18 protein-coding genes and 1 pseudogene are annotated in these 23906 nt (G+C 71.2%); 9 read left to right on the top strand and 10 right to left on the bottom strand.

All coding sequences use genetic code 11. From position 1 onward, the window contains the following. Positions 1-63: 63 nt before the first annotated feature. A complete protein-coding gene (gcl, locus tag ACZ6B8_RS08990; protein ID WP_471606756.1) occupies positions 64-1851 on the bottom strand; it encodes a glyoxylate carboligase in 1788 nt (595 codons plus the stop codon). Between the two features lie 973 nt (positions 1852-2824). Between gcl and ACZ6B8_RS08985 the strand changes: the two genes are divergently transcribed. After that, the gene (locus tag ACZ6B8_RS08985; RefSeq protein WP_471606755.1) at positions 2825-3199 is read left to right on the top strand and encodes a hypothetical protein; all 375 of its coding nucleotides are present in this window, start codon (positions 2825-2827) and stop codon (positions 3197-3199) included. A gap of 93 nt (positions 3200-3292) precedes the next feature. Here the strand turns inward: ACZ6B8_RS08985 and ACZ6B8_RS08980 are convergent, their stop codons facing one another. After that, the gene (locus ACZ6B8_RS08980) at positions 3293-4474 is read right to left on the bottom strand and encodes an MFS transporter (protein WP_471607178.1); all 1182 of its coding nucleotides are present in this window, start codon (positions 4472-4474) and stop codon (positions 3293-3295) included. A gap of 234 nt (positions 4475-4708) precedes the next feature. Between ACZ6B8_RS08980 and ACZ6B8_RS08975 the strand changes: the two genes are divergently transcribed. Then, positions 4709-5320, top strand: a complete 612-nt coding sequence (locus tag ACZ6B8_RS08975; RefSeq protein WP_471606754.1) for a GNAT family N-acetyltransferase — start codon at positions 4709-4711, stop codon at positions 5318-5320. On the opposite strand, the gene ACZ6B8_RS08970 is transcribed toward ACZ6B8_RS08975, so the two are convergent. Next, complete coding sequence (locus ACZ6B8_RS08970) at positions 5298-6905, bottom strand: AMP-binding protein (protein WP_471606753.1); 1608 nt, start codon at positions 6903-6905, stop codon at positions 5298-5300. The two genes, ACZ6B8_RS08975 and ACZ6B8_RS08970, sit on opposite strands and share 23 nt — an antisense overlap. Positions 6906-7533: 628 nt before the next feature. Next, positions 7534-9255, bottom strand: a complete 1722-nt coding sequence (locus ACZ6B8_RS08965; protein WP_471607177.1) for an AMP-binding protein — start codon at positions 9253-9255, stop codon at positions 7534-7536. A 233-nt stretch (positions 9256-9488) separates the two neighbouring features. On the opposite strand from ACZ6B8_RS08965, the gene ACZ6B8_RS08960 reads away from it, so the two are divergent. Further along, on the top strand, positions 9489-10589 hold the full coding sequence (locus ACZ6B8_RS08960) for a response regulator transcription factor (protein WP_471606752.1): 1101 nt from the start codon (positions 9489-9491) through the stop codon (positions 10587-10589). A gap of 53 nt (positions 10590-10642) precedes the next feature. Here ACZ6B8_RS08960 and ACZ6B8_RS08955 read toward each other — a convergent pair whose 3' ends face one another. Then, positions 10643-11149: a carboxymuconolactone decarboxylase family protein gene (locus ACZ6B8_RS08955; protein ID WP_471606751.1), complete on the bottom strand. Its 507-nt coding sequence runs from the start codon at positions 11147-11149 to the stop codon at positions 10643-10645. 206 nt (positions 11150-11355) lie between these two features. On the opposite strand from ACZ6B8_RS08955, the gene ACZ6B8_RS08950 reads away from it, so the two are divergent. Continuing rightward, positions 11356-12159 carry an SDR family oxidoreductase gene (locus ACZ6B8_RS08950; protein WP_471077837.1) on the top strand — a complete coding sequence of 268 codons (804 nt, stop codon included), beginning with the start codon at positions 11356-11358 and terminating at the stop codon, positions 12157-12159. A 55-nt stretch (positions 12160-12214) separates the two neighbouring features. Here ACZ6B8_RS08950 and ACZ6B8_RS08945 read toward each other — a convergent pair. Next, a pseudogene (locus ACZ6B8_RS08945) lies at positions 12215-13440 on the bottom strand (winged helix DNA-binding domain-containing protein). Positions 13441-13755: 315 nt separating this feature from the next. Here ACZ6B8_RS08945 and ACZ6B8_RS08940 point away from each other — a divergent pair. Beyond that, on the top strand, positions 13756-15057 hold the full coding sequence (locus ACZ6B8_RS08940; RefSeq protein ID WP_471606750.1) for a magnesium and cobalt transport protein CorA: 1302 nt from the start codon (positions 13756-13758) through the stop codon (positions 15055-15057). Between the two features lie 131 nt (positions 15058-15188). Here the strand turns inward: ACZ6B8_RS08940 and ACZ6B8_RS08935 are convergent, their stop codons facing one another. Next, entirely contained in the window at positions 15189-16310 is a 1122-nt protein-coding gene (locus tag ACZ6B8_RS08935) for a hypothetical protein (RefSeq protein ID WP_471606749.1), read from the bottom strand. Positions 16311-16809: 499 nt separating this feature from the next. On the opposite strand from ACZ6B8_RS08935, the gene ACZ6B8_RS08930 reads away from it, so the two are divergent. Then, positions 16810-19302 carry an ATP-dependent Clp protease ATP-binding subunit gene (locus ACZ6B8_RS08930; protein ID WP_471606748.1) on the top strand — a complete coding sequence of 831 codons (2493 nt, stop codon included), beginning with the start codon at positions 16810-16812 and terminating at the stop codon, positions 19300-19302. A gap of 485 nt (positions 19303-19787) precedes the next feature. Continuing rightward, a complete protein-coding gene (locus ACZ6B8_RS08925) occupies positions 19788-20096 on the top strand; it encodes a hypothetical protein (protein WP_471606747.1) in 309 nt (102 codons plus the stop codon). A 104-nt stretch (positions 20097-20200) separates the two neighbouring features. Here the strand turns inward: ACZ6B8_RS08925 and ACZ6B8_RS08920 are convergent, their stop codons facing one another. Next, entirely contained in the window at positions 20201-21130 is a 930-nt protein-coding gene (locus ACZ6B8_RS08920) for an NADP-dependent oxidoreductase (protein ID WP_471606746.1), read from the bottom strand. A 91-nt stretch (positions 21131-21221) separates the two neighbouring features. Here ACZ6B8_RS08920 and ACZ6B8_RS08915 point away from each other — a divergent pair, with 91 nt between their 5' ends. Next, positions 21222-21644 carry a winged helix-turn-helix transcriptional regulator gene (locus tag ACZ6B8_RS08915; RefSeq protein ID WP_471606745.1) on the top strand — a complete coding sequence of 141 codons (423 nt, stop codon included), beginning with the start codon at positions 21222-21224 and terminating at the stop codon, positions 21642-21644. 89 nt (positions 21645-21733) lie between these two features. Here the strand turns inward: ACZ6B8_RS08915 and ACZ6B8_RS08910 are convergent, their stop codons facing one another. Beyond that, positions 21734-22153 carry a TOBE domain-containing protein gene (locus tag ACZ6B8_RS08910; RefSeq protein WP_471606744.1) on the bottom strand — a complete coding sequence of 140 codons (420 nt, stop codon included), beginning with the start codon at positions 22151-22153 and terminating at the stop codon, positions 21734-21736. Between the two features lie 419 nt (positions 22154-22572). Here ACZ6B8_RS08910 and ACZ6B8_RS08905 point away from each other — a divergent pair, with 419 nt between their 5' ends. Further along, positions 22573-23394, top strand: coding sequence for an SDR family NAD(P)-dependent oxidoreductase (locus tag ACZ6B8_RS08905; RefSeq protein ID WP_471606743.1), 822 nt, complete (start codon positions 22573-22575; stop codon positions 23392-23394). Positions 23395-23412: 18 nt separating this feature from the next. On the opposite strand, the gene ACZ6B8_RS08900 is transcribed toward ACZ6B8_RS08905, so the two are convergent. Further along, positions 23413-23775 (bottom strand): winged helix-turn-helix transcriptional regulator, encoded by a 363-nt coding sequence (locus ACZ6B8_RS08900; RefSeq protein ID WP_471078487.1) that lies wholly within the window; start codon positions 23773-23775, stop codon positions 23413-23415. Between the last annotated feature and the right edge of the window lie 131 nt (positions 23776-23906).

The raw sequence follows: 23906 nt of genomic DNA, 5'->3' as shown, positions 1-23906 counted from the left end.
ATACACCAAAGGGGCGGCCCACCCCCCACGGGTGGGCCGCCCCGGCTTCGGAGGAGCGGTCGGTCAGACCTTCAGCGGGCGGATCGCCGTCGGCGCGTGGCCCGGCTCCGTCGCGATCTCCTCGAACTCCTTCACCGCGCTGATGTCCGCGGTCGGGCTCATCGAGATGTTGGTGATGCGCTCCAGGATCGCCTCGACGACGACCGGCACCTGGAACTCCTGGGCCATCTTCTTGGCCTGCTCGAAGGCGGTGGCCAGCTCGTTCGGGTCGGTCACGCGGATCGCCTTGCAGCCGAGGCCCTCGGCGACCTTGACGTGGTCGACGCCGTAGACGCCCAGCTCAGGACTGTTCTGGTTCTCAAACTCCAGGTTGACCTGGAAGTTGATGTCCAGACCGATCTGCGCCTGACGGATCAGGCCCAGGTAGGCGTTGTTCACGAGGACGTGGACGTAGGGGATGCGGTGCTGCGCGCCGACCGCCAGCTCCTCGATCATGAACTGGAAGTCGTAGTCACCCGAGAGCGCGACGACCTGCGCGTCCGGGTCCGCCTTCGCGGCGCCGAGCGCGGCCGGGATGGTCCAGCCCAGCGGGCCCGCCTGGCCGCAGTTGATCCAGTTGCGCGGCTTGTAGACGTGCAGCATCTGCGCGCCGGCGATCTGCGAGAGACCGATGGTCGTGACGTACCGCGTGTCCCTGCCGAACGCCTTGTTCATCTCCTCGTAGACGCGCTGCGGCTTCATGGGGATGTCGTCGAAGTGCGTGCGGCGCTGCAGCGTCTCCTTGCGCTCCAGGTGGGAGGCGACCCACTCCGAGCGGTCGGGCAGCTTGCCCTCGGCCTTGAGCTCCTTCGCCACCTCGACGAACAGCTCCAGGGCCACCTTCGCGTCCGAGGCGATGCCGTAGTCCGGCGCGAAGATCTTGCCGATCTGGGTCGGCTCGATGTCGACGTGCACGAACTTGCGGCCCTCGGTGTACACGTCCAGCGCGTAGCCGGTGTGACGGTTGGCCCAGCGGTTGCCGATGCCGAGGACGAAGTCCGACTCCAGGAACGTGGCGTTGCCGTAGCGGTGGCCGGTCTGCTGGCCCACCATGCCGGCGTTCAGGTCGTGGTCGTCGGGGATGGTGCCCCAGCCCATCAGGGTCGGCACGACCGGCGTGTTGGTGAGCTCGGCGAACTCGACCAGCAGGTCGGAGGCGTCGGCGTTGATGATGCCGCCGCCCGCGACGATCAGCGGGCGCTCCGACTCGACCAGGAAGCGGATCGCCTTCTCGATCTGGGCGCGCGACGCGGACGGCTTGTAGACCGGCAGCGGCTCGTACGTCTCCGGGTCGAACTCGATCTCGGTCTGCTGGACGTCGATGGGCAGGTCGATGAGGACCGGCCCCGGACGGCCGGAGCGCATCAGGTGGAAGGCCTGCTGGAAGACGCCGGGGACCTGCGCGGCCTCCAGGACGGTGACGGCCATCTTCGCGACCGGCTTGGCGATGGTCGCGATGTCGACCGCCTGGAAGTCCTCCTTGTGCAGGAGGTGCGTCGGCGCCTGGCCAGTGATGCAGAGGATCGGGATGGAGTCGCCGGTCGCGGAGTACAGGCCGGTGATCATGTCGGTGCCGGCCGGACCCGACGTACCGATGCAGACACCGATGTTGCCCGGGTTGGCCCGGGTGTAGCCCTCGGCCATGTGCGAGGCGCCCTCGACGTGGCGGGCGAGCGTGTGGTCGATGCCACCGCTCTCCTTGAGCGCCTTGTAGAAGGGGTTGATCGCGGCGCCGGGCACACCGAACGCGTTGACGACGCCCTCGCGCTTGAGGATCTCAACTGCCGCACGGACAGCGGTCATACGAGCCATGGGGTTCTCCTGCTTCGACAGCTACGACAGCTCTTCGGCTGCCGGATTCGGCTGGCGGATCCGGCTCCCGTCGCGCCCCGCGGTGAGCTTCTGTTTCCGCATTGTGGAAATTTAGTTCTGCTATATGGAAGCAATGTATGCGGGCGTGCCGGAGACCGTCAAGAGAGGGGCCGGGAGAGAGGGCCGGTTCTTTCTCGCGGACCGTCCCGTGCGCCGTCCGTCCCGGAGCCCGGTTCGTCCGTTGTGCCAACTTCCAGCCGCGGGGGATGCCTTGGGTGGAGGATGGGAGGAGACGACGGCCCGAGGGCGGGCCGTACGGCACGGCACGGCATTGCGGGGCAGGGCGGGGCGGGGCGGTTCACGGCAGGCGGTGGTTACGGTGACGGACAGCGGCGCGCCGATACGGTGTCCGGGTTGCCGGCGCGAGCATCTGTACGTTCCTCCGGCCTACCCCTGCGCGTGCGGGGCCCCCGTGACCCCGGCGGTGGACCGGGGTGCCGCGCCGGAGCTGGTAAGGGACCGGGCCTGGGCCGACGAGTGGGTCACCGTGCGCTGCAGGGCCTGCGGCCGCCCGGGGCACTGGCCGCAGCCGGAGCTGGACTGCGTGTGCGGGGTCGTACTGCGCGTTCCGGTCATTTCGGGGGACGGGCAGGGGCACGGGGGCGGGACCGGGGGCGGGAGTGGGGGCAGGGCCGAGGGCGGGACTGGGAGCAATCCTGGGGATCACCCCGGGAACGGTTCCGGTGAAGGGCAGCTCTATGGCGGTCCCGGCGGGGAGCAGTCCTATGGCGGTCCCGGCGGGGAGCAGTCCTATGGCGGTCCCGGCGGGGAGCGGTCCTTCGGCGGTCCCGGCCGGGAGGAACCCCGCAACCGCCCTGGCCCGGAGGACCCCCGCGAGGACGTCCCGCCCGACCCGCCGGCCCACGTCTCACTCCCCCGCACGGCCCCGCGCCCGAGGCCCGCCTTCCGCCCCGTGACGATCCGCGACGCGCGCGACGCGGTGACGGTGGCCGCGCTGTATCTGCGGTGGCTCGGCTACCCGGACACCCGCAGCGCCGCCCGGCGACCGCCCTCCGGCGCCCGGATCGCGGCGCGCGGCCTGCTGGCCCAGGTCGAGTCCACGCTGCGGCCCACGAACCTGCGCGACGTCGAGTGCCTGTGGCTGACCGCCATGACCGAGGCCGGGGACACCCCGGTGATCTGTGCCTGCTTCTCCCTCGCCGGATATACGGCGGGCGCCCGTACCCGCGCCGACACCCTGGGCGTTCCCTTGTTCACCATCGACCTCACCGGCACGCCCCAGCCGGTCAACAGCGCGGCGGACGAGCTGGTCGCCACCGGGGCGTGAGGGGCCTCAATCGCGCGGCCGCATGGGGACGACCGCGTACCGGCGGGACCTCCCGGGCCCGTGTACATCCGTACCCCGCTACTGAGCGCCTCCCTACCCCGCGGCCCCCGCACCCCGCAGCCGCCCCACCCGCACCAGATACGTCACGTGCCGGGCGAGCGCGAGGCCGGTCAGCAGGACGACGAGCCCGCACACCCCCGCCCAGCCGTACGCGCCGTACGCCCTGACCGCCAGCCAGGAGCCGACGCTGCCGCCCAGGTACGCGCAGGTCATGTACGCCGTGTTCAGCCGGGCCCGCGCCTCGTCGCTCAGGCCGAAGATCCGTACCTGGTTGGCGACCGTGCCCGACTGCATCGCCACGTCGAGCAGCAGCGAACCCACCGCGAGGGCCACGAGCCCCGCCGCCCCGCCGAGGCCCCCGAAGAAGAGGACCGCGGCGGCCGCGAGGACGGCGACCATGCAGACGAGGTTCACCGCGTCGGAGCCCCTGCGGTCCACCTGCCGCCCCGCCACCGGCGTACAGATCATGGTCCCGGCGTTGACGAGGGCGAGCAAACCGACCGCCGAGGCACCGAGACCGTACGTGGGACCGGTCAGGAGCAGCGCGACGCCGGTCCACAGGGCGGAGAAGGCACCGAAGATCATCGCCTGGTAGAAGCCGGAGCGGCGCAGGTCCGGCTCGGTGCGCAACAGCCGCAGCGACTCGGCGAGCAACGCGGGGTAGCGCTGCCGCGACGGCGCGGTCGACCTCGGCAGGGCCCGGGCCAGGACACCGGCGATGAGCAGGGTGACGACCGACGTCAGCAGATACGGGGCCCGCCAGCCCAGCCACTCCCCTACGGCGCCGCCGAAGACGCGGGAGAGCAGCATGCCGCCGATGGATCCGCTCAGCAGCGTGCCGGTGACGGCGCCGCGCCGCTCCTCGGGGACGAGGCCCGCGGCCATCGGCGCGATGACCTGGGCGATCACGGTGGTGACGCCGACGAGGACACTCGCCCCGACCAGCGGTGAGAGCCCCGGCGCGGCGCCCGCACCGAGCAGGCCGAGCCCGGTGAGCGTGAGGAGGGTGACGATGAGCGTCCGGTGCGGGATGCGGTCGCCGAGCGGCACCAGCAGGAAGATGCCGCCCGCGTACCCGAACTGGGTGGCCGTCACGACGAGCGCCGCCGTGTCGGCCGACACGTCGAGGCCGTCGGCCACCAACGGGCTGACGGCCTGCGGGAAGTAGACGTTCCCGACGGCCACGCCGCAGGTGACGGCGAGCAGCAGCACCATGCCGCGACCGAGTCCGGGTGGGCGCGCCGCGCCGCTCGATGTGCCGGCCACGCGCTCCTGTTCGGCTCCGGGGCTCGCGGGCTCCCCCGCCTGGGACTGGTGCGGCTGGTGCACTCTCACCTCACGGTATCGGCTGCCGGGCCGGCAGGCACGCCAACCAGCTGAAGGACCGGCTCACGATCGCCGGTCGGCCCCTCGCCGCACAACCGGTTTTGGCCACGGCATACTCGCCGCATGTCCACGCCCACGCCCATGCCCATGCCCATCATCCGTCCCGCCACGGCCGCCGATCTGCCCGCGCTCCAGGACATCGAGCGCGCCGCGGGCGAGCCGTTCCGCGCCCTCGGCATGGCGGCGATCGCCGGCGACGAGCCGTTCACGGTCGAGGAGTTGGAGCGGTACCGCAGCGCGGGCGAGGCCTGGGTCGCCGCCGGTGATCCGGCCGACGCGGACGCCACCCCGGCCGCATACCTCATCGGCGAACTCCTCACCGAACCCGTCGCCGAACCGCACGACCCCGGCCCGGCGTTCCACATCGAGCAGGTCTCCGTCCACCCGCGCGCCGCCCGACGCGGCATCGGCCGCGCCCTGATCGAGCACGTGGCGGACCACGCCCGCACGGTGGGCGCGACCGCGCTGACCCTGACCACCTTCGCCGACGTGCCGTGGAACGCCCCGTACTACGCGCGCATCGGCTTCCGCCCGCTCACGGAGGCCGAACTCACCCCGGCCCTGCGGCGGATCCGCGCGCACGAGGCGGAGCTGGGCCTCGACCGCTGGCCCCGCCTCTGCATGCGCCGCGCCCTCCCGGACGTCGGCACGCTCACTCCCCGTACCGCTCCCTGAGCTCGATCTTGCGGACCTTCCCCGAGACCGTCATCGGGAAGGAGCGCAGGACCCGCACCCCTGCGGGGATCTTGTAGTGCGCCAACTGCCCCTTGCAGTAGGCCTGGAGCTCCTCCAGCGTCAGTACGTCGTCGGGGTCCCGCAGGATCACGCAGGCCAGCGGCACCTCGCCGTACCGCTCGTCGGGGACGCCCACCACCTGTACGTCGGTGATCCTCGGGTGGCCGTACAGGAACTCCTCGATCTCCCGCGGGTAGATGTTCTCGCCACCCTTGATGATCATGTCCTTGATGCGGCCGACGATCTGTACGTAGCCGTCCTCCCGCATGACCGCGAGGTCGCCGGTGTGCATCCAGCGCCCGTCGTCGATGACCTCGCGGGTCCGCTCGGGCTCGTCCCAGTAGCCGAGCATCACGCTGTAGCCGCGGGTGCACAGCTCGCCGGAGGTGCCGCGGGGCAGGGTGACGCCGGTCGCCGGGTCGACGACCTTCACCTCGATGTGCGGAAGGACCCGGCCGACCGTGCCGGTGCGGCGCTCCAGGTCGTCGTCGCGGCGCGTCTGGGTGGAGACGGGCGAGGTCTCGGTCATGCCGTAGCAGATGGACACCTCCGCCATGTGCATCTCGGCGACCACTCGCTTCATCACCTCGACCGGACAGGGCGAGCCCGCCATGATGCCGGTGCGCAGCGAACTCAGGTCGTACGTGGCGAAGTCGGCGAGGCCCAGCTCCGCGATGAACATCGTCGGCACGCCGTACAGCGAGGTGCAGCGCTCACGCTCGACGGCGTGCAGGGTGGCGACGGGGTCGAAGGACGGGGCGGGGATGACGATGCACGCGCCGTGCGAGGTGGCGGCGAGGTTGCCCATCACCATGCCGAAGCAGTGGTAGAAGGGCACGGGCAGACAGATCCGGTCCTGCTCGGTGTAGCCGACCGTGCGGCCCACCCAGGACCCGTTGTTGAGGATGTTGTGGTGGGAGAGCGTGGCCCCCTTGGGGAAGCCGGTGGTGCCGGAGGTGTACTGGATGTTCACGGGGTCGTCGCAGCTCACCTCGGCCTCGCGTGCGGCCAGTTCGTCCGGCCCAACCGATGCGGCGGCGTCCAGGAGGTCGTCCCACGAGCCGTCGCCGATGTAGTGGACGGCGCGCAGCTCCGGGCAGCGGGGCCGGACCTCGTCGACGAGCGCGCGGTAGTCGCTGCTCTTGTGCGCCTGCGAGGCGACCAGGACGGAGATGCCCGCCTGCTGGAGGACGAACTCCAACTCGTGGGCGCGGTAGGCCGGGTTGACGTTCACCATGATGGCGCCGATGCGCGCGGTGGCGTACTGCACGAGGACCCACTCGGCGCAGTTGACCGCCCAGATTCCGACGCGGTCCCCCTTGGCCACCCCCGCCCCGAGAAAGCCCCGGGCCAACTGCGCGACGACCGCCCCGAATTCGGCGTACGTCCAGCGGGCACCCGCCGCGACGTCCACGAGGGCGTCCCGATCGGGCCAGGCGGCGACCGCCCGGTCGAGGTTCCGGCCGATGGTGTCGCCGAGCAGCGGGGTGCCGCTGGTGCCGTGCGCGTACGAGAGTTCGCTCACGCGTAGTCCTCCTCGCGGCACCAGGCCCACCGGCCCGCCGCCGCACACAGCTCGATGGATCACTCGATGAATCAGAAGTGTCACCCGGGGACGCGTCGGGCGCCAGTACGGGTGACCGCATACGCCTTACGGCGCAGGCACCCGCACCCCTCCGCCCCCGTCGGTCCGTCCACCCCGGGCCCGGGGTTCGGGTGGGACAGCCGAGCGCAGGGCCGCCACCGCCGCCTCGACGGCGGGATGCTTCCCGGCGCCGCCGCGGTAGGCGACGGCCGTGCGGCGCTCGATGGGCAGTGGGGCATGGGGGCGTGGGGTGAGTCAGCCGGCTGCGGCACCGTGATGCGCGTCGCCGAGTCGCGCGAGTTCGCACCTTGGCACGACGTCCTCATCGCCCGATCACACCACCGTCGGTCAGGTTGTTGCCGGTACCTCGGAATCCGTACAGCAGGGCGTTGAGGCACTGGCCGTAGCAAGCCTCAGAGATTCGATGGCGCCACCTCAGCCCGATCGGTGATGAACGGGTGAGGGAGCCAGACGGCAAAGGCTGCCGTCCGAGGCGTACAGCAGGGCGGCCCGCCGCGTATCCGCACCGCGGCGGGCCCCGCGAACGGGTGGGTCACGACGGCAGGGCTCAGCCCCTCCCCCGCTCCGTCCACTCCCCCTCCGACGCTCCCCCGGCCGTTCGCTCGCGCAAGTCCACCCGGCGGATCTTGCCCGAGATGGTCTTCGGCAGTTCCGGCACGAACTCGATGCGGCGGAGCCGCTTGTAGGGGGCCAGCACCGAGCGGGTGTACGCGAAGATCGCCTCGGCGGTCTCCTCGCCGGGTGACCAGCCCTTCACCAGGACCACGTACGCCTTGGGGACCGCGAGCCGTACCGGGTCGGGGGCGGGCACGACGGCGGCCTCTGCCACCGCCTCGTGCTCCAGGAGCGCGCTCTCCAGCTCGAACGGGGAGATCTTGTAGTCGGAGGCCTTGAAGACGTCGTCGGAGCGGCCGACGTACGTGATGTAGCCGTCCGCGTCGCGCGAACCGATGTCGCCGGTGCGGTAGTGGCCGTCCGCCATCGCCTCCGCCGTGCGTTCCGGATCGCCGTGGTAGCCGGCCATGAGGCCGACGGGGCTCGCGCTCAGGTCGAGGCAGATCTCTCCCTCCGTCGCGCCCGGTTCGCCGGTCACCGGGTCGAGGAGGTCCACGACGAAGCCGGGTGTCGGGCGGCCCATGGAACCCGGCTTCAGCTTCTGGCCGGGCGAGTTGGCGACCTGCACGGCCGTCTCGGTCTGGCCGAAGCCGTCGCGGATCGTGACCCTCCAGTCGCGCCGCACCTGCTCGATGACCTCCGGGTTGAGCGGCTCACCGGCGGCGACGACCTCGCGCGGCGGGGTGCGCAGCTGGGTCAGGTCCGCCTGGATCAGCATGCGCCACACGGTGGGCGGCGCGCAGAACGACGTCACGCCCGCCCGGTCCATCTCCGCCATCAGCCGCCCCGCGTCGAACCGGGAGTAGTTGTGGATGAAGACGGTGGCCTCGGCGTTCCACGGGGCGAACAGGTTCGACCACGCGTGCTTGGCCCAGCCGGGCGAGGAGATGTTCAGATGGACGTCGCCGGGCCGCAGACCGATCCAGTACATCGTCGCCAAGTGGCCGACGGGGTACGACACATGGGTGTGTTCCACGAGCTTCGGGCGCGCGGTCGTGCCCGACGTGAAGTAGAGCATCAGGGGGTCGTCGGCGAGCGTGACGCCGTCGGGTTCGAAGGGCTCGGGGGCCATGTCGGCCGCTTCGTACGAGAGCCAGCCGCCACCGCCGACGGCGTCCCCGCCCACGGCACCCCCGCCCACGGCGCCCCCGCCGACGACGATGCGCGTGTACGCGCCCGGCACGTCGTCGAACTTCGCTGTGTCCTCAGGACGTACGACCACGTGCCGGGCCCGGCCCCGCTCGATGCGGTCGCGCAGGTCGACGGGGCCGAGCAGCGGTGTCGCCGGGATGACGACGGCGCGCAGCTTCATCGCGGCGAGCGCGATCTCCCACAGCTCGACCTGGTTGCCGAGCATCACGACGATGCGGTCACCGGCCCGGACGCCGTGCCCGCGCAGCCAGTTGGCGACCTGGTTCGAGCGGGCGGAGAGCCGCGCGAAGGAGAAGCGGTCCTCCTTGCCGTCCTCCTCCACGATGTGCAACGCGGTCCGCTCGTTGCCCTCGGCGATGACGTCGAACCAGTCGAGCGCCCAGTTGAACCGCTCGGGCCGCGGCCAGGCGAAGCCCTCGTACGCGGCGGCGTAGTCCTCTCGATGCCGCAGGAGGAAGTCCCGTGCGGTACGGAACTGTTCCGTGGCGCTCGTCCCGGTCATCGTCATGTGCACCCCTACTCGATTCCTGCTCATGCCCGCTCATGCTTGCTCATGCCTGCTCGTACCCGATCGCGTGGTCCGGCGCCGGGCTGCTTCCACATCTCCTGGCTGCTTCCGCGGCTTCCGTCTCCCGGCCGCCGTACTCATTGCCGGACGCTACGGAACATCGTGTAATTCGGGGAGCGGATCTCACTACCCCCGGACGGGGGTGTCGCGGGGTGGAGGGCGAACGCGTGGCGGCTGACGGCGGCGAGGCGGCGGAGATGCGGACCGCGCTGCTGCGGCTGCGCCGCGCCACGGGGCTCCCGGTGGCGTTCGGCGGCCTCGTCGACAACGCGCGCCAGATGCGGATCGGCGAGCTGAGCGGCACCGACACGCGTGCCCTGCGGGGCCTCGCCGTCTCGTCCGGCAACGGCCTCGGCGGCAAGGCGGTCGCCCTGTCCCGGCCGTGCGCGGTCATCGACTACCCCGCGTCGCGGCACATCAGCCACGAGTACGACGCCGCCGTCGCCGCCGAGGGCCTGCGCTCGGTGCTGGCGGTGCCGGTCGTGGTGCGCCGCCAGGTGCGCGGGGTCCTGTACGGCGCGCTGCGCGCGGCCCGGCCACTCGGCGACCGGGCCTTGTCGGCGGCGGTCGCCGCGGCCCGGGACGTGGAACAGGCGCTTGTCGTACGTGACGAGGTGCGGTCCCTCGTGGCGGCGGCCCGGGAGACGGCGGCGCAGGCCGGGGCGGGGCGTGGGGCGGGGGCCGGGGCCGGGCGTGGTCCGGGTCCGGCTTGTGGCACAGGGCCGGTGCCCGGCGGAGGGCCGATGCCCGGCGGAGGGCCGATGCCCGGCGGAGGGCCGATGCCCGGCGGAGGGCCGATGCCCGGCGGAGGGCCGGGAAGCGGGGCAGGGTCGGCTTCCGGCGCGGGGCACGGAATCGGGGCAGGAGGTGAAGGGAGCGAGCCGCAGGACGTGCCCGAGCCCGGGCCCGAGGCGTGGGAGCAGGTACGTGCCGCGCATGGCGTACTCCGCGCCCTCGCCCCTCGCCTCACCGACCCCGCCCTACGGGCCGAAGTCCTCTCCGTGTGCGGCCTCCTGGAGTCGGCGGCGACCGTGCCGGGCCGCGACCGCGCCCCCGTCGTTAGCGCCCGCGCCCTCGCCCTCGCCCCGCGCGAGCTGGACGTCCTGTCCTGCGTGGCCGCCGGCGTGACGAACGCGACGGCGGCCGACCGGCTGGGGCTCCGCCCGGAGACCGTGAAGGGGTATCTGCGCTCGGCGATGCGGAAGTTGGGCGCCCACACCCGACTGGAGGCGGTGGTGGCGGCCCGCAGTGCGGGCCTGCTCCCTTAGGGTCTTCCGGCGGGCCCACTCCGTATGGCGCTCCCGAGGCCACCTGGTGGCCGCTACTTCCAGGGTTCGCCGAAGGAGCGGCCGGGGATCGGCTTGGCGATGAGGGCGACGGCGATGAAGAAGTTGACCTGCCCGATCGCGAACATCAGGGTGGCGAGCGCCTTGGCGTCATAGTGCTCGGCCGCCTGCGCGTACAACGCGTCGGACACCCGTTCACCCCCCGCGGACGGCTGGTGCACCGCCTCCACGAGCGCGAGCGCGGCGCGTTCGGCAGCGGTGAAGTACGGCGAGTCCCACCAGGACGCCACCGACGTGATCCGCTCCTCCGACTCTCCGGCCTTCCGCAGGAATCCGGTGTGCAGCACGGTCAGGTACGTGCTCCCCACGAGCTGGCCCGCCCGCAACTGGACCAGACTGATCGTGGCCCGCGGAACGGAGCCGTTGCCCACGAGCTTGAACAGCGCCGCCGACACGTCCGCCAGTTCGGGCACGAGCTCTCCAGGGTCCTCGGACATGCGCGGAACCAGGGGGACCTCTTCGGTGATCGCACGCGTTTCCATGGTCGACAACTCCTCAGGGTGGGGATTGCTGTTGCTCTCACCTCCCTGACGGATCCCGCCGGAAAGACGTGACAGGTCGCCGAAGACTTCTCACGAAAAAAGTTTTCCCGCTCACCGGTCACACTCTCGTCGCGCCATCCGTCATGGCAGTGCGTCCACAAGGACGGCCACGGCCCAAAAGGTCCACCTCTGCCCGGGAGACAACGATGACCAACATCAACCCCACCCCCGCCACCGGCTCCACCCCCACCCCCGCCCCCATCCTCGTCACCGGAGGCACGGGCACACTCGGCAGCCACGTCGTACCGCTGCTGCGCGAGGCAGGCCGCACGGTCCGCATCCTCACCAGGAACAGCCGCGAGCCCGCGCCCGGCATCGAGTACCGGAGCTGCGACCTGCTCCGGGGCGACGGCCTGGACGACGCGCTGCAGGGCATCGAAACCGTGCTGCACCTCGCGGGCGGCCCCAAGGGCGACGACGAGGCCACCGCGAACCTGGTGCGCGCCGCACGCGCGGCCGGGGTGCGGCACCTGGTCTACATCTCGGTGATCGGCGCGGACCGGATCCCGCTGGCGTACTTCCGCGCGAAGCTGGGCGCCGAGCAGGCCGTCGCCGAGTCGGGGATCCCCTGGACGACGCTGCGGGCGGCCCAGTTCCACGACCTCGCCCTGACGGTGGCGGAGAAGATGGGGAAGCTGCCCGTCGTACCGGCTCCGGGCGGAATGCGCTGGCAGCCGGTGGACGCCCGCGACGTCGCCGCCCGCCTCGTGGAGCTGACGCTGGGCGAACCGGCCGGCTTGGTCGCCGACCTGTCGGGCCCGCAGGTGTACGGGCTGGGTGAGCTGGTACGCGGCTACCTGAAGTCGACCGGCAAGCGACGCCCGCTGATGCCGGTCCGCATGCCCGGAAAGGTCGGCCGGGCGTACCGGAGCGGGGAGAACCTGGCCACCGTCGGCGCCGCGTCGGGCACCCGCACCTGGGAGGCGTTCCTGGCTGAGCGGACGGGTTGAGCGGTGGGCGGGTCACGCGGTGAACGGACCTGTACAGTGGGCGAGTTGAGCGCCCTCACGTACCCCGGACGCTCCCGAAGCGGATGTCGTACGAGAAGGAGACAGAGGAAGAGGCCGGGGAAGAGGCCGGGGAAGAGGCCGGGGAAGAGAAGAACCTCCCCATGCGCTCGGCCTCCCCCGTCAACTCGTCCCGCTGCGCACGGCTCGGCTTCCCGAACGGCTCGATGGTGAGGACGGCGGTCCCGGCCTTCGTGTCCTCCCGCAGCCGCCACACGCCGGCGAGGAACCCGTCGAGGAGGAAGACGCAGTGCGACTGGTTCCCCTCCCACGTACGCCCCTTGTACTCGGCCGGCACCACGCGGGCCCGGTCTGCGTGTGAGAGCAGGAGGTTGTCGTACTCGGGCAGGAAGCGGGCCGGGGCCGGGGTGTCGGCGTCGGGGCGGGGCGCGTCGGGCAGGTCGAAGAGCTCGACGCCGTTCTCGTCACGGAAGGTGCGCAGCCCGGGCCGGAGCCGCTCGAAGACGTCCCGCATCCGGGTGAGCCGGGCCCAGGTCTGCATGTCCTTGACGGAGGCGGGCCCGAAGGCGGCGAGGTAGCGGAGGACGGCGGAGTCGCGTTGCGCGTCGGTCTCGGTCTCGGTTTCGGTGAGGTCGCCGAGGTCACGCGCCCGGTCTCCGGACGGCCGCGCACCGGGCCCCTGCTCTCCGAGCCACCGCTCGAGGGTGGTGAGGGCGACCTGTCCGCTGCGCCGCCAGAGTCCGCGCGGAGTGACCTGGACGAGCGGCAACGTACAGCGAGCGGCCACGGCGAGGGACCGCGGGTCGGCATCCGGCCATCGGACGTGCAGAAGTTCGCGGAGTTGCTTCATGGTGCGGGGTTCGGCATCGACGGCCTCGCGGGCGACCTCGGCGAGTTCCGTCAGGTCGACGCCGCCCAACCCCTTCCGAAAGGCGGAGAGTTCGCGTTCGCGTGCGTCCTGTACGAGCGGTCGCAGTGTACGGGCGAGCGGAGCGTGACGATGCGGACCAGCCGGCGCGACTCCAGGAGGTCGGAGAGTTCGGCGGGGTCGAAGTCGGCGAGCCGGGCGGCGAGGGCGTAGTACGGCGGTTTGACGTTCTGCGCCTGGAGCCCGACGAGGTGGGCGACGGCGTCCTCGACGGACAGCTCACGGGACCGGCGCAGGAGGAGCTGGCGGTCGAGCGTGGCCCGGTTGAGGGCACGGGCGCCGAGCAGAGGGGCGGCGCCGGCCGTGGTCCGGGTCCGCCGCGTCGACTTGGTCATGGGGGCACGCTAGCGGGACTCACGGACACGTACGGTCCGCGATGCGTCCGGCCGGGGCTGCCGGGCCGCATATCCTGCCTCCGGAGCCACGACGTGGCCATTCCGCGACCGCACCCTGGTCGACGGGACAAGCGTTCGACAGAGGAGGCGGCCAGGATGGCGGAGCGCCGAGCCCGTCCTACGACGCCGACGGGGCGGGAGACACCGACGGGGCGGGGGACGCCAGCGGATCCGGAGACGCGCTCGGATCCGGGGAAGTCGCCGGCCCCGGAGACGCACTCAGATCCGGAGAAGTCGCCGGCCCTGGAGACGTCGGTGAGTCCTGAGCCGTCCGCCCCGCCCGAGCACCCGCCCACTCAGCCCGACCCGCCCGCGAGGAAGCACTCGTGGCTGCGCATGACGCGCCCCCAGACGACGCCCAAGTCCGGCGCGTCAGCCTCCGAAGGCTCCAAGACCGCAAGGGGCGCCAAGCGGTCCAAGGCCACGGCGGCGGCGCTCTCCACGGAACGGATCCGGGACCGGGACCAGAACCGGGACCGGCACCAGAACCGGAACCAGGGCGACAGAGTCGAGGCCAGGGCCACCCGCCCGAACGGGGACACCCTCGTCCAGGCGGCGCTGTACCGGGACGGCGTACGGGTGGCGACCCCCGCCACCCTGGCGGACACCTTCCGCGAGCTGCGCGACCAGCCGGACGGCATGGCGTGGATCGGCCTGGCGCGCCCGACGGAGGCGGAACTCCTTTCCCTGGCCGCCGAGTTCGACCTCCACGAGCTGGCCGTGGAAGACGCGATGGAGGCCCACCAGCGCCCGAAACTGGAGCGCTACGGCGAAACGCTCTTCGTCGTCCTGCGCGCCGCCCGCTACCTCGACGCGCCCGAGGAGGTCGACTTCGGCGAGCTGCACGTCTTCGTGGGGCCGGACTTCGTCATCACGGTCCGGCACGGCGCGGCCCCCGACCTCACAGCGGTCCGCCACCGCATGGAGGACTCCCCCGACCTCCTCAAACTCGGCCCCGAGGCGGTCCTGTACGCCATCCTGGACGCGGTGGTCGACGGTTACGCCCCGGTCGTCGCCGGCGTCCAGAACGACATCGACGAGATCGAGACCGAGGTCTTCAGCGGCGACCCGGCGGTGTCCCGCCGCATCTACGAACTCTCCCGCGAAATGGTCGAGTTCCAGCGCGCCACCCGCCCCCTGGTCAGCATGCTGCACGCCCTCATGGCGGGCTTCGCGAAGTACGGCACGGACGAGGAACTCCAGCGCTACCTGCGCGACGTGGCCGACCACGTGACCCACACCAGCGAACGCGTCGACGGCTTCCGCCAGGCGCTGGCCGACATCCTCACGGTGAACGCGACCCTGGTGACGCAGCAGCAGAACGCGGAGATGCGAGCGCTGGCGGAGGCGGGCTTCGAGCAGAACGAGGAGATCAAGAAGATCTCCTCGTGGGCCGCCATTCTCTTCGCACCCACATTGGTGGGAACGATCTACGGCATGAACTTCGACGCGATGCCGGAACTGAACTGGGCGTTCGGCTACCCGTTCGCGATCCTGCTGATGGCGGTGGTGTGCGTGAGCCTGTACTTCATCTTCAAGCGGCGGGACTGGCTGTAGCGGGGAGTCCAGATGCTTGATCGACTTCATGCAAGCGAATGGAATCGAGAGCGCTGCGGAGCCCCTGGGGAGCGTCTGGGGAGAACAGGCGCCCCGGTTTCCCATCGATCGTCCCGGCGGCCGCACTTTCGTCATGCGCCGTGGTCGCCCTCCCGCATACGACGACGTTCCTGCTCGCGCTTGGAATAGGCGGCCGCGCGGATCGCCTCGTCGCTCTCCAGGCCCGACCCCAGCGCACCGCCCACGGTGGCGACCGAAGCAACGAACCAGGCCAGCGTCACATAATCCGCTCCGTCCAGCGGGGATCGCGTGAGGGACGCGAAGACGCGGTCGTTGAGGATGAACAGCGCCCACACGATGTTGATGACCATCAGACCGACGTAGCAGGCCAGTACTCCCATACCGACGGTCACGATCGTCGAGGCGTTGTAGAGCCTCGCCCGCTGTCTCGCCTCCGGTGCGCTCTTCGACGGGCGATGCCACAGCTGCGCGTCCACGATCAGCCATCCGATCATGGTCGCGAGAGATCCGATCGTGGCAATCACGAGACGGGGCGTGCTCAGGGCTTCGGCCAGACTCCAGACGGTCGAGTTCACGGTGGCGACGGCCCCGGTCGCCAGCGCGGCCGCCAGAGCCTTCGACAGCCCCGGCACCAGGCGCCAGGGCCGGTTGGCGCGGACCATACCCGCAAGCACCCGTAGGCGGCCCCGTCGGCCGCTGACGACGTAACGAAGATCGGCCGCCTCGGCGCCGTCGCCCGGGCCCAGGTGGACAGGCACGATGCGTCCGGCGAACGGCGTCGGCAGCGCTTGCTGAAGCGGGCCGTCCTCATCCGCGGTGACCTGCGGGTTCACCAGGCCGAGCACGGCTTCTTCCACGGCCTGCCGGGCTCTTTTCTGCAGCCGCAGACCGCCTAGCGAGGGCAGCGACAGCAGTGCCAGACCGTGCCTGTGCCGCACATCCGCCACCAGCGTGTGCCCGTCGGCGTGCAGGGGAAGGTCGGTGAGTGCCACGACGACGTCCCAGTTCTCCGCGCTTGCGCGGTCTTCGATCCGGCGCATCAACGTGGGCGGGTCCTCGCTGCCCGAGGTGAAGGGCTCGCTCACCACCTCGACATCGAACCGTCGCCCGGGGGCGGATCTGTCGGCGAGCCGGGCCGGAAGAACGCGGGCCATGCGCTGCGCGACCTCCGTCGGCGCGTCCGGATCCGCCAGGAGAGCGACGACCGTGACTCCCGGAGACGACACCCGCATGCCCCGACTCCTGCCCGCTCCTGAAGCACATGTGCCGCCAGGATGCCCCACCGGTGGCCGCCGTCCACGGTGACACGCTTTCCCCACCTGCCTGGCCCCCATCGACCTGGCGTCGCCGCCGCCTGGTCACGGCGGTGCTCATCATGACGTGCGCTGACCGGACTGCGCCCGCGGGAAACACTGCCTAACGGTGCGCCCGGGCCGTCGCCGCCCAACCGCCGTACCGGCCGACGAGGGCGCCGCCGTCTCCGACGACCCGGCCCATGCCCACCGGCTCATCTCCGCGCAGCACCGCGAGCCACCCGAGTGGTCGAACGGTGCGGCGGCTGACGTGCGGAGACATCGCCCGGCTTCCAGGGTGGGGAAAGGCGCGCGCACCGGCAGCCGCTGACACCGCCGGACAGCAGGAACCCCTGTACGTGGGCTGCCTTCTTCTCCGCAACGAACGCGGCATCCGGCTCGTCACGCGGACCGCATGACTCAGGATCGGACGACCGCTGTGACGACTTCGCCCTTCGGATCCGGTGACCCCTTCTCGGACCTGTTCAACCGCTTCTTCGGCACGAGCCCGGCGGCCTCCCCGCCGGCGGTCCAGCGTGTGCCCATCGGGCGCCTGCTCAGTGACGCCTCACAGGAGCTGCTGGCGACGGCCGGCGCTCGGGCCGCCGAGGACGGCGCCGATCTCGACACCGTGCACCTGTTGTGGGCCGCCACCCAGGTCGATCCCGGTCGGCAACTCCTCGCGCAAGCAGGCGGCGACCCCGACGCGCTGGCAGCCCAGGTGGAGCAGTCGCTGCCCACCGGTGGCAGGGTGCGGGAACCGCGGCTGACCCCGGCGGCGAAACGCGCCCTGCTCGGGGCCCACGCCAAGTCCCAGGAAGCCGGCGCGTCCTACATCGGGCCCGAGCACATCCTGGCCGCGGTCGTGGAGGATCCCTCGTCCGGCGCGGCCGGCGTCCTGGGCCCGGACGGTGGTGCGGGAACCCGCCGCGGACGCGCGGGCCATGGCGGGGCCGGCGCTCCAGCGGCGGGCGGGTCCGCCGCCACGCCCACGCTGGACGAGTACGGCCGCGACCTCACGGACGAGGCCCGCGCAGGGCGGCTGGACCCCGTGGTGGGCAGGGCGGAGGAAATCGAGCAGACGGTGGAGATCCTCTCCCGGCGATCGAAGAACAACCCGGTGCTGCTGGGCGACCCGGGAGTCGGCAAGACCGCCATCGTGGAGGGCCTCGCGCAGCGCGTCGTCTCCGGCGACGTGCCCAAGACCCTGCGCGACCGGCGGGTGGTGGCGTTGGACCTGTCGGGCCTGGTGGCCGGTTCGAAGTACCGCGGAGAGTTCGAGGAGCGTCTGAAGAAGGTCATCGACGAGGTCACCGACGCACAGGAGAGCGTCATCCTGTTCATCGACGAACTCCACACGGTCGTCGGCGCCGGAGGCGGCAGCGAGGGCGCCATGGACGCGGGCAACATCCTCAAACCCGCTCTCGCGCGCGGCGACCTCAGTCTGGTCGGCGCCACGACCTTGGACGAGTACCGCAAGAACATCGAGAAGGACGCCGCACTCGCACGCCGGTTCCAGCCGGTCATCGTGCCGGAACCCACGGTGGAGGAGACCGTGGAGATCCTTCAGGGTCTGCGCGACTCCTACGAGGCCCATCACGGCGTCCGCTTCACCGACGCGGCGCTGGAGAGCGCGGCGATCCTCTCCGACCGCTACATCACCGACCGTTTCCTGCCCGACAAGGCCATCGACCTGATGGACCAGGCGGGCGCCCGTGTGGCGCTGCGCGGCGGCGCCGACAGCCCCGAGGCGGACGAGATCCAGCAGGAACTGATCCGGCTGAACCGGGAGAAGGACGAGGCTGTCCACAACGAGGACTACGAGCGGGCCGCCGGGCTCAAGAGGCAGATCGACGAGACGGACGTCAGGCTTTCGGGCCTGGACGGCGACCGGGCACCCGCCGCGGAGGTCACCGAGGAGGACATCGCCGACGTCGTCTCCCGGCGCACCGGCATCCCCGTCGCCCAGCTGACGGCCACCGAGCGCGAACGTCTGATCCGACTCGAGGAGACCCTGCACGAGCGGGTCATCGGCCAGGACGAGGCGGTCACCGCGGTGGCGCAGGCGGTACGGCGCGGCCGGGCGGGGATGGGCGACCCCGACCGGCCCACCGGCAGCTTCCTCTTCCTCGGCCCCACCGGCGTCGGCAAGACCGAACTCGCCAAGGCCATCGCCGAGATCCTCTTCGGACAGGAGGACCGGCTGATCCGCTTCGACATGAGCGAGTTCCAGGAACGCCACACGGTCTCCCGTCTCGTCGGTTCGCCCCCGGGGTACGTCGGCTACGACGAAGCCGGCCAGCTCACCGAGGCCGTCCGCCGCAAGCCGTACAGCGTGGTGCTGTTCGACGAGGTGGAGAAGGCGCACCCGGACGTCTTCAACCTGCTCCTCCAGGTACTCGACGACGGGCGGCTGACCGACGCGCAAGGCCGTACCGTCGACTTTCGCCAGACGGTCGTCATCATGACCAGCAACCTGGCCTCCCAGCTCATCCTGAACCACCAGGGCGCCGTCGAGGAGATCCGCGACGAGCTGATGAGCGAGCTGCGCAGCCACTTCCGTCCCGAGTTCCTCAACCGCATCGACGAGGTGGTCGTCTTCCACGCGCTCACCCGCGACGACCTCGTGCGCATCGTCGACCTGCTCCTTGACCGCAGTCGCCGCAGGCTCCACGCCCAGCAGGTCGCACTCCAGGTGACCGACGCGGCCAAGGAATGGCTCGCGCAGCAGGGATACCAGCCGGAGTTCGGGGCCAGGCCCTTGCGCCGCACCATCCAGACCGAGCTCGACAACCGGCTGTCCACCATGCTCCTCGACGGCCGGATCGGCCCCGGCGACACCGTCACCTGCGACGTGCGGGACGACGAGATCGAGTGCACGGTCTCCCCCGGCAGCCGTGAGGAAGCCGGCGGGCCGGCCACGACGGACTGAGAACCCGTCCTGGACCCCGACACCGGGGCAGAGTGTCGCCGCGAGCGGGGACTTGTTGTGGAACCTCTCCGGGCGCAGCCGCGTCAGTAGGGCACCACACCCTGCCCGCCGCTGCCCGTCCGGAGGTCGCACGTGTACCAGAGCGTCACGTGTCGTCGGCCTGCTGACTTTGGTGCCCTTGCTCGCCGTCGGTCTGGTGGCCGTGTCCGGCCCTGACGGCCAGAAGGAGGGCGGTGGCAACAGCGGGGGCGCGGATGTGTTGGCGCGCCGCGCTCAGCAGGTCGCCGCGGCCTGGAACGGGTCAACCGCCGCCGCCGCGTGGCGTGCCGGCTACTACCCCATGGGTGCGGTGGTCCAGCTGCCGCGCGGCGGCCTGCACGGCAAGGGCGATGAACAGGCTTACCAGAAACGGAGCTCGGCCCTGCGGAGCACGTTGCCCGACACCGACACGACACCGAAGACCGGCCGGGTGGCTTGGCCCGGGGATGGATCGCTTCCCCGGCTACCCGGTCAATCAACTCGTCCGGATCGCCGCAGGCGGGCGATCGGTGACCGTCGTCGCCCTTCATGGTGTCTGCGAGGGCGGCGCCGCGGTGAACGTGCTGGAAGCAAGAGACAGCGTCGTACTGTCGGCCTCCGTCACCTCCCGGGAGCACACCGGCATCTGCACCCACCAAGCAAAGATGCGGCAGGTCACGGTCCTGCTGGAACGCCCCCTCGGCGACCGCGTTCTGCTCGACGCCCACACCGGCAAACCAATCCGCTACAAGGGATCCTTCGCTGCAGATCTCTGACCATTTCCCCTGCGGCGCAGGTGAGTTGGGGCCGGTCATCCCGTGAGCAGGCCGGACACGGGTGCCGCATACGCTACGGGGCCCGTACGCCCCCCGTAGCGGCGTCACACCGTCAGGACGAGCTTGCCCTGGAGGTGGCCCGTGTCGAGGAGGCGGTGGGCGTCGGACACTCGGTCGAACGGGAACGTCCGATGCACGTGGATCCGGAGCCTGCCTGCCTCGACCAGTTCGACCAGGCCCCGCAGGGCGACCGGATCGGGGTCGACCGCGATGCCGCTGAAACGCAGGCCCGCCGCCTCGTACTTGGCGATGAGCCCCGCGTCCTCCTCGGCGACCGCCGTCACCAAGTGGCCTCCTGGGCGCAGCACTTCGAGCGACCGCTCGACCGTGTCGCCGCCGATCGTGTCGAGCACGACGTCGACGTCGCGGACCGCCTCGGCGAAGTCGGCCTCCGTGTAGTCGATCACCTCGTCGGCGCCGAGTCCCTCGACGAAACCCCGCTTGCCCGCGCCGACGGTCGCGATCACGTACGCGCCGAACGCCTTCGCGATCTGGACGGCCACGTGACCGACCCCGCCACCGCCCCCGTGGACCAGAACGCGGTCCCCCTCACCCACGCCACCGAGATCGACGAGACCCTGCCACGCCGTCAGCCCGGCGATCGGCAGCGCCGCCGCCTCCGCGTGCGAGAGCGACGCCGGCTTGCGTACGAGGTGCAGCGCGGGCGCCGACACGACCTCGGCGTACCCGCCCGCCGCCCTTGGGAACAACGGCATCCCGAACACCTCGTCGCCGGGCCTGAACCGCCACGTCTGCGACGCCTCCTCCACCACACCGCTGATGTCCCAGCCGAGGACGAACGGCGGCCGGCCGATCAGCGGGAACTCGCCCGCCCGCAGGCGCGCCTCCAGCGGGTTCAGCCCAATCGCCTTGACGCGGACGAGGACCTCGGTCGGGAGGGGACGGGGCTCGGGCGCGTCCACGATGGTGAGGACCTCTGGGCCGCCGAGCGTCTGCTGGGTGATGACACGCATGACCTGACTCTCCTGATGTCGGGGGGGGGAAGCGGGGGGCAGGAAAACCAGGCTAGGGAGGTGACAGGAACCGGCAGGTACCTTTGGTACCATGAGCGGTTTCGGTCCCGATGGCGTCTTCCTCGCGGACTGTCCGGCGCGCCTGGCGGTCGAGTTGATCGCCGACAAGTGGACCGTGGTCGTGCTCTACGGCCTAAGCGAAGGCCCCGTACGCCACGGCGAGTTGGCCGTGCTGATCGGCGGCATCTCCCGCAAGGTGCTCACCCAGACCCTTCGCCGGCTCGAAGCGCACGGACTGGTCCGCCGCCACGCCTACGCCGAGGCGCCGCCGCGCGTCGAGTACGAACTCACGCCGCTCGGGGCGACGCTGATCGAGCCGATCCACACGCTGACGGAGTGGGCCAGGGCGAACGGTGACGCGGTTCTTGATGCCCTTGATGCGGGGGATGCCCTTGATACGGGCGAGGCGGGTGATGCGGGTGATGTGCGCGACGCCGTCGACCGTCGCGAGTGACCGAGGTGCCCCGCGGCGACGTACGAGAGGCCCTCACACCGACCGGTGTGAGGGCCTCTCGTAGGCACGTGTCGTCGTACGCGCGGCGATCAGGCAGTCGCGAGGGAGATCTCCGTGGACTTGATCAGCGCGACGACGGAGGAGCCGGCCGCGAGGCCGAGGTCGGCGACCGCGTCCTTGGTGATGGCGGCGGTGAGCGCGCCGCCCTCGACGTCGACCTTTACGGAGGCCATGGCGCCGCCGGTGGCGATGTCGGTGACGGTGCCCGCGATCTGGTTGCGGATGGAGAGACCGGAGACGGGGCCGGTGGCCAGGGACACCTCGGTGGACTTCACGAGGGCCTTGACCTCGTTGCCCTCGGCGAGGCCGAGGTCCTTGACGGATTCGGTGGTGATCGCGGCGGTGATCTCCTGACCGCCCGCGAGGCGGACCTTGACGGTCGCCATGGCCTCGCCGGTGGTGACGGATGCGACGGTGCCGGGGATCTGGTTGCGGATGCTCAGGCTCATGGTCGTACTGCCTCACAGAGTCGGTTTTACGGGAGCGGCGGTTTTACGGGAGCGGCGGTTTCACGGGAGCGGCGGTTTCACGGGAGCGTGGCCGCGAGGGGCGACCCGCCGCTTGCGACGGTAATACGTCTGCAAACGGTCGTTTCTGGGCGCGCCGCATCCGCTAAGTGGAATGCCACATCCGCCTGGCAGATCGCCCGAGGACGGAGGGCAAGAGTTTTTCGAGCCCTTCGGCTCTTGGGGCGGCGACGTCGGGCGGATCACAACGGCCGCCTCCCGCTGATGCACTGGCAGTCACGCCGACGGCCCGCGCGGCTCTCGCGGATCCGGCCGGCGTACGTGAGGAAGGGCTGCGTGGCGCTCGCGGAGTGCGCCACGCACCCCCCTCCACGGATTCGTCATGGATCAGAATCACTCCCATGGACAACACGACGACCACCCACACCTCCACCACTCCGACCACTCCGACCACTCCGACCACACAGGGACTACTGGCCGACAAGGTCGCCTTCATCACCGGTGCCGGACGCGGCATCGGGGCCGCAGCGGCACGGTTGTTCGCGAAGGAGGGCGCTCGGGTGATGCTCGCCGCCCGCACGGAGAGCGAGTTGAAGGCGGTGACCGGGGAGGTCAGGGAGGCGGGCGGCACAGCGGACTACGTGGTGTGCGATCTGGCCGACGCGGACAGCGTGCGCGCCGCCGTCGACCGCACGGTGGACCTGTACGGCCGACTCGACGCCGCCTTCAACAACGCCGCGACGGGCATCCCTCCCGGCCCGATGGACCAGGTGACCGAGGCCGACTTCGACCACATCTACGCCGTGAACCTCAGAGGCCCCTGGCTGACCATGGTCGCCGAGGTCGCCGCCATCCGCGCCACCGCCGGGACGGGGGCCATCGTCAACAACTCCAGCGTCGGCAGCCTGAGGGGCAACCCCCAGTTGCCCGCCTACGGTGCGATGAAGCGGGCGCTCAACAGCCTCACCGAGTCGGCCGCCGTCACCTACGGGCCGGAAGGCATACGGGTCAACGCGATCGCCCCCGGCACCACGCTGACCGAGATGATCCGTTCCTGGGAGGCGAACTCTCCCGGCGTCATCGACCGGCTCAACTCGCAGACCCCCCTGCGCCGTGCGGCCGACCCCGACGAGATCGCTCAGGCCGCCGCCTGGCTCCTCAGCGACCGCTCCTCCTACGTGACCGGCACGGTGCTGCGGGTGGACGGCGGCATGCGGGCCTGAGGCCGGTAAGGGGTGCGGCTACACCTCGCCGGCCTTCTGGTCGGCGGTTTCGTTGGCGCGGTCGATCTCGGCCATGTGCTCCTCCGCCCACGTCCGCAGTCCCGCGAGCGCGACTTCCAGAGATGACCCGAGTTCGGTGAGCCGGTAGAAGACCCGTGGCGGCACGGTCGGTTCGACCCGGCGCGCCACCAACCCGTCGCGGGTCAGGGCGCGCAGCGTCACGGACAGCATCTTCTGCGAGACGCCGGGCATCCGGCGTCTCAGCTCGGCGAAGCGCACCTCGTCCGGTGCGGCGTCGGCGAGCGTCTTGACGGCCATGGACGTCCATTTCGTACCGATGCGGTCCAGCAACTGCCGCGTCGGGCACAGGGGATCGAACAGGTCGCCGCTCTCGCCGCGACGGGCGGCCTCGGCTGTGGCTCTGGTTTTCGTTCTGGCTGCGGCTGCGGGTGCGGCTGCGGGTGCGGCTCCTCGGGTGGTCACCTGTAGCTCACCACCTTCCCTGAAAGTGC

The sequence above is a fragment of the Streptomyces sp. NPDC041122 genome (genome assembly GCF_055592445.1).
The sequence above is the reverse complement of the archived record's forward strand: the minus strand, read 5'-3'. Positions and strand labels throughout refer to the sequence as shown.

What these genes read in the sequence shown, in the direction of transcription:
- ACZ6B8_RS08910 (WP_471606744.1), bottom strand. Translation starts at nt 22,153, where the DNA reads ATGAGCCTGAGCATCCGCAACCAGATCCCCGGCACCGTCGCATCCGTC.
- ACZ6B8_RS08905 (WP_471606743.1), top strand. Translation starts at nt 22,573, where the DNA reads ATGGACAACACGACGACCACCCACACCTCCACCACTCCGACCACTCCG.
- gcl (WP_471606756.1), bottom strand. Translation starts at nt 1,851, where the DNA reads ATGGCTCGTATGACCGCTGTCCGTGCGGCAGTTGAGATCCTCAAGCGC.
- ACZ6B8_RS08915 (WP_471606745.1), top strand. Translation starts at nt 21,222, where the DNA reads ATGAGCGGTTTCGGTCCCGATGGCGTCTTCCTCGCGGACTGTCCGGCG.
- ACZ6B8_RS08950 (WP_471077837.1), top strand. Translation starts at nt 11,356, where the DNA reads ATGACCAACATCAACCCCACCCCCGCCACCGGCTCCACCCCCACCCCC.
- ACZ6B8_RS08980 (WP_471607178.1), bottom strand. Translation starts at nt 4,474, where the DNA reads ATGGTGCTGCTGCTCGCCGTCACCTGCGGCGTGGCCGTCGGGAACGTC.
- ACZ6B8_RS08925 (WP_471606747.1), top strand. Translation starts at nt 19,788, where the DNA reads ATGGATCGCTTCCCCGGCTACCCGGTCAATCAACTCGTCCGGATCGCC.
- ACZ6B8_RS08955 (WP_471606751.1), bottom strand. Translation starts at nt 11,149, where the DNA reads ATGGAAACGCGTGCGATCACCGAAGAGGTCCCCCTGGTTCCGCGCATG.
- ACZ6B8_RS08920 (WP_471606746.1), bottom strand. Translation starts at nt 21,130, where the DNA reads ATGCGTGTCATCACCCAGCAGACGCTCGGCGGCCCAGAGGTCCTCACC.
- ACZ6B8_RS08965 (WP_471607177.1), bottom strand. Translation starts at nt 9,255, where the DNA reads ATGACCGGGACGAGCGCCACGGAACAGTTCCGTACCGCACGGGACTTC.
- ACZ6B8_RS08935 (WP_471606749.1), bottom strand. Translation starts at nt 16,310, where the DNA reads ATGCGGGTGTCGTCTCCGGGAGTCACGGTCGTCGCTCTCCTGGCGGAT.
- ACZ6B8_RS08975 (WP_471606754.1), top strand. Translation starts at nt 4,709, where the DNA reads ATGTCCACGCCCACGCCCATGCCCATGCCCATCATCCGTCCCGCCACG.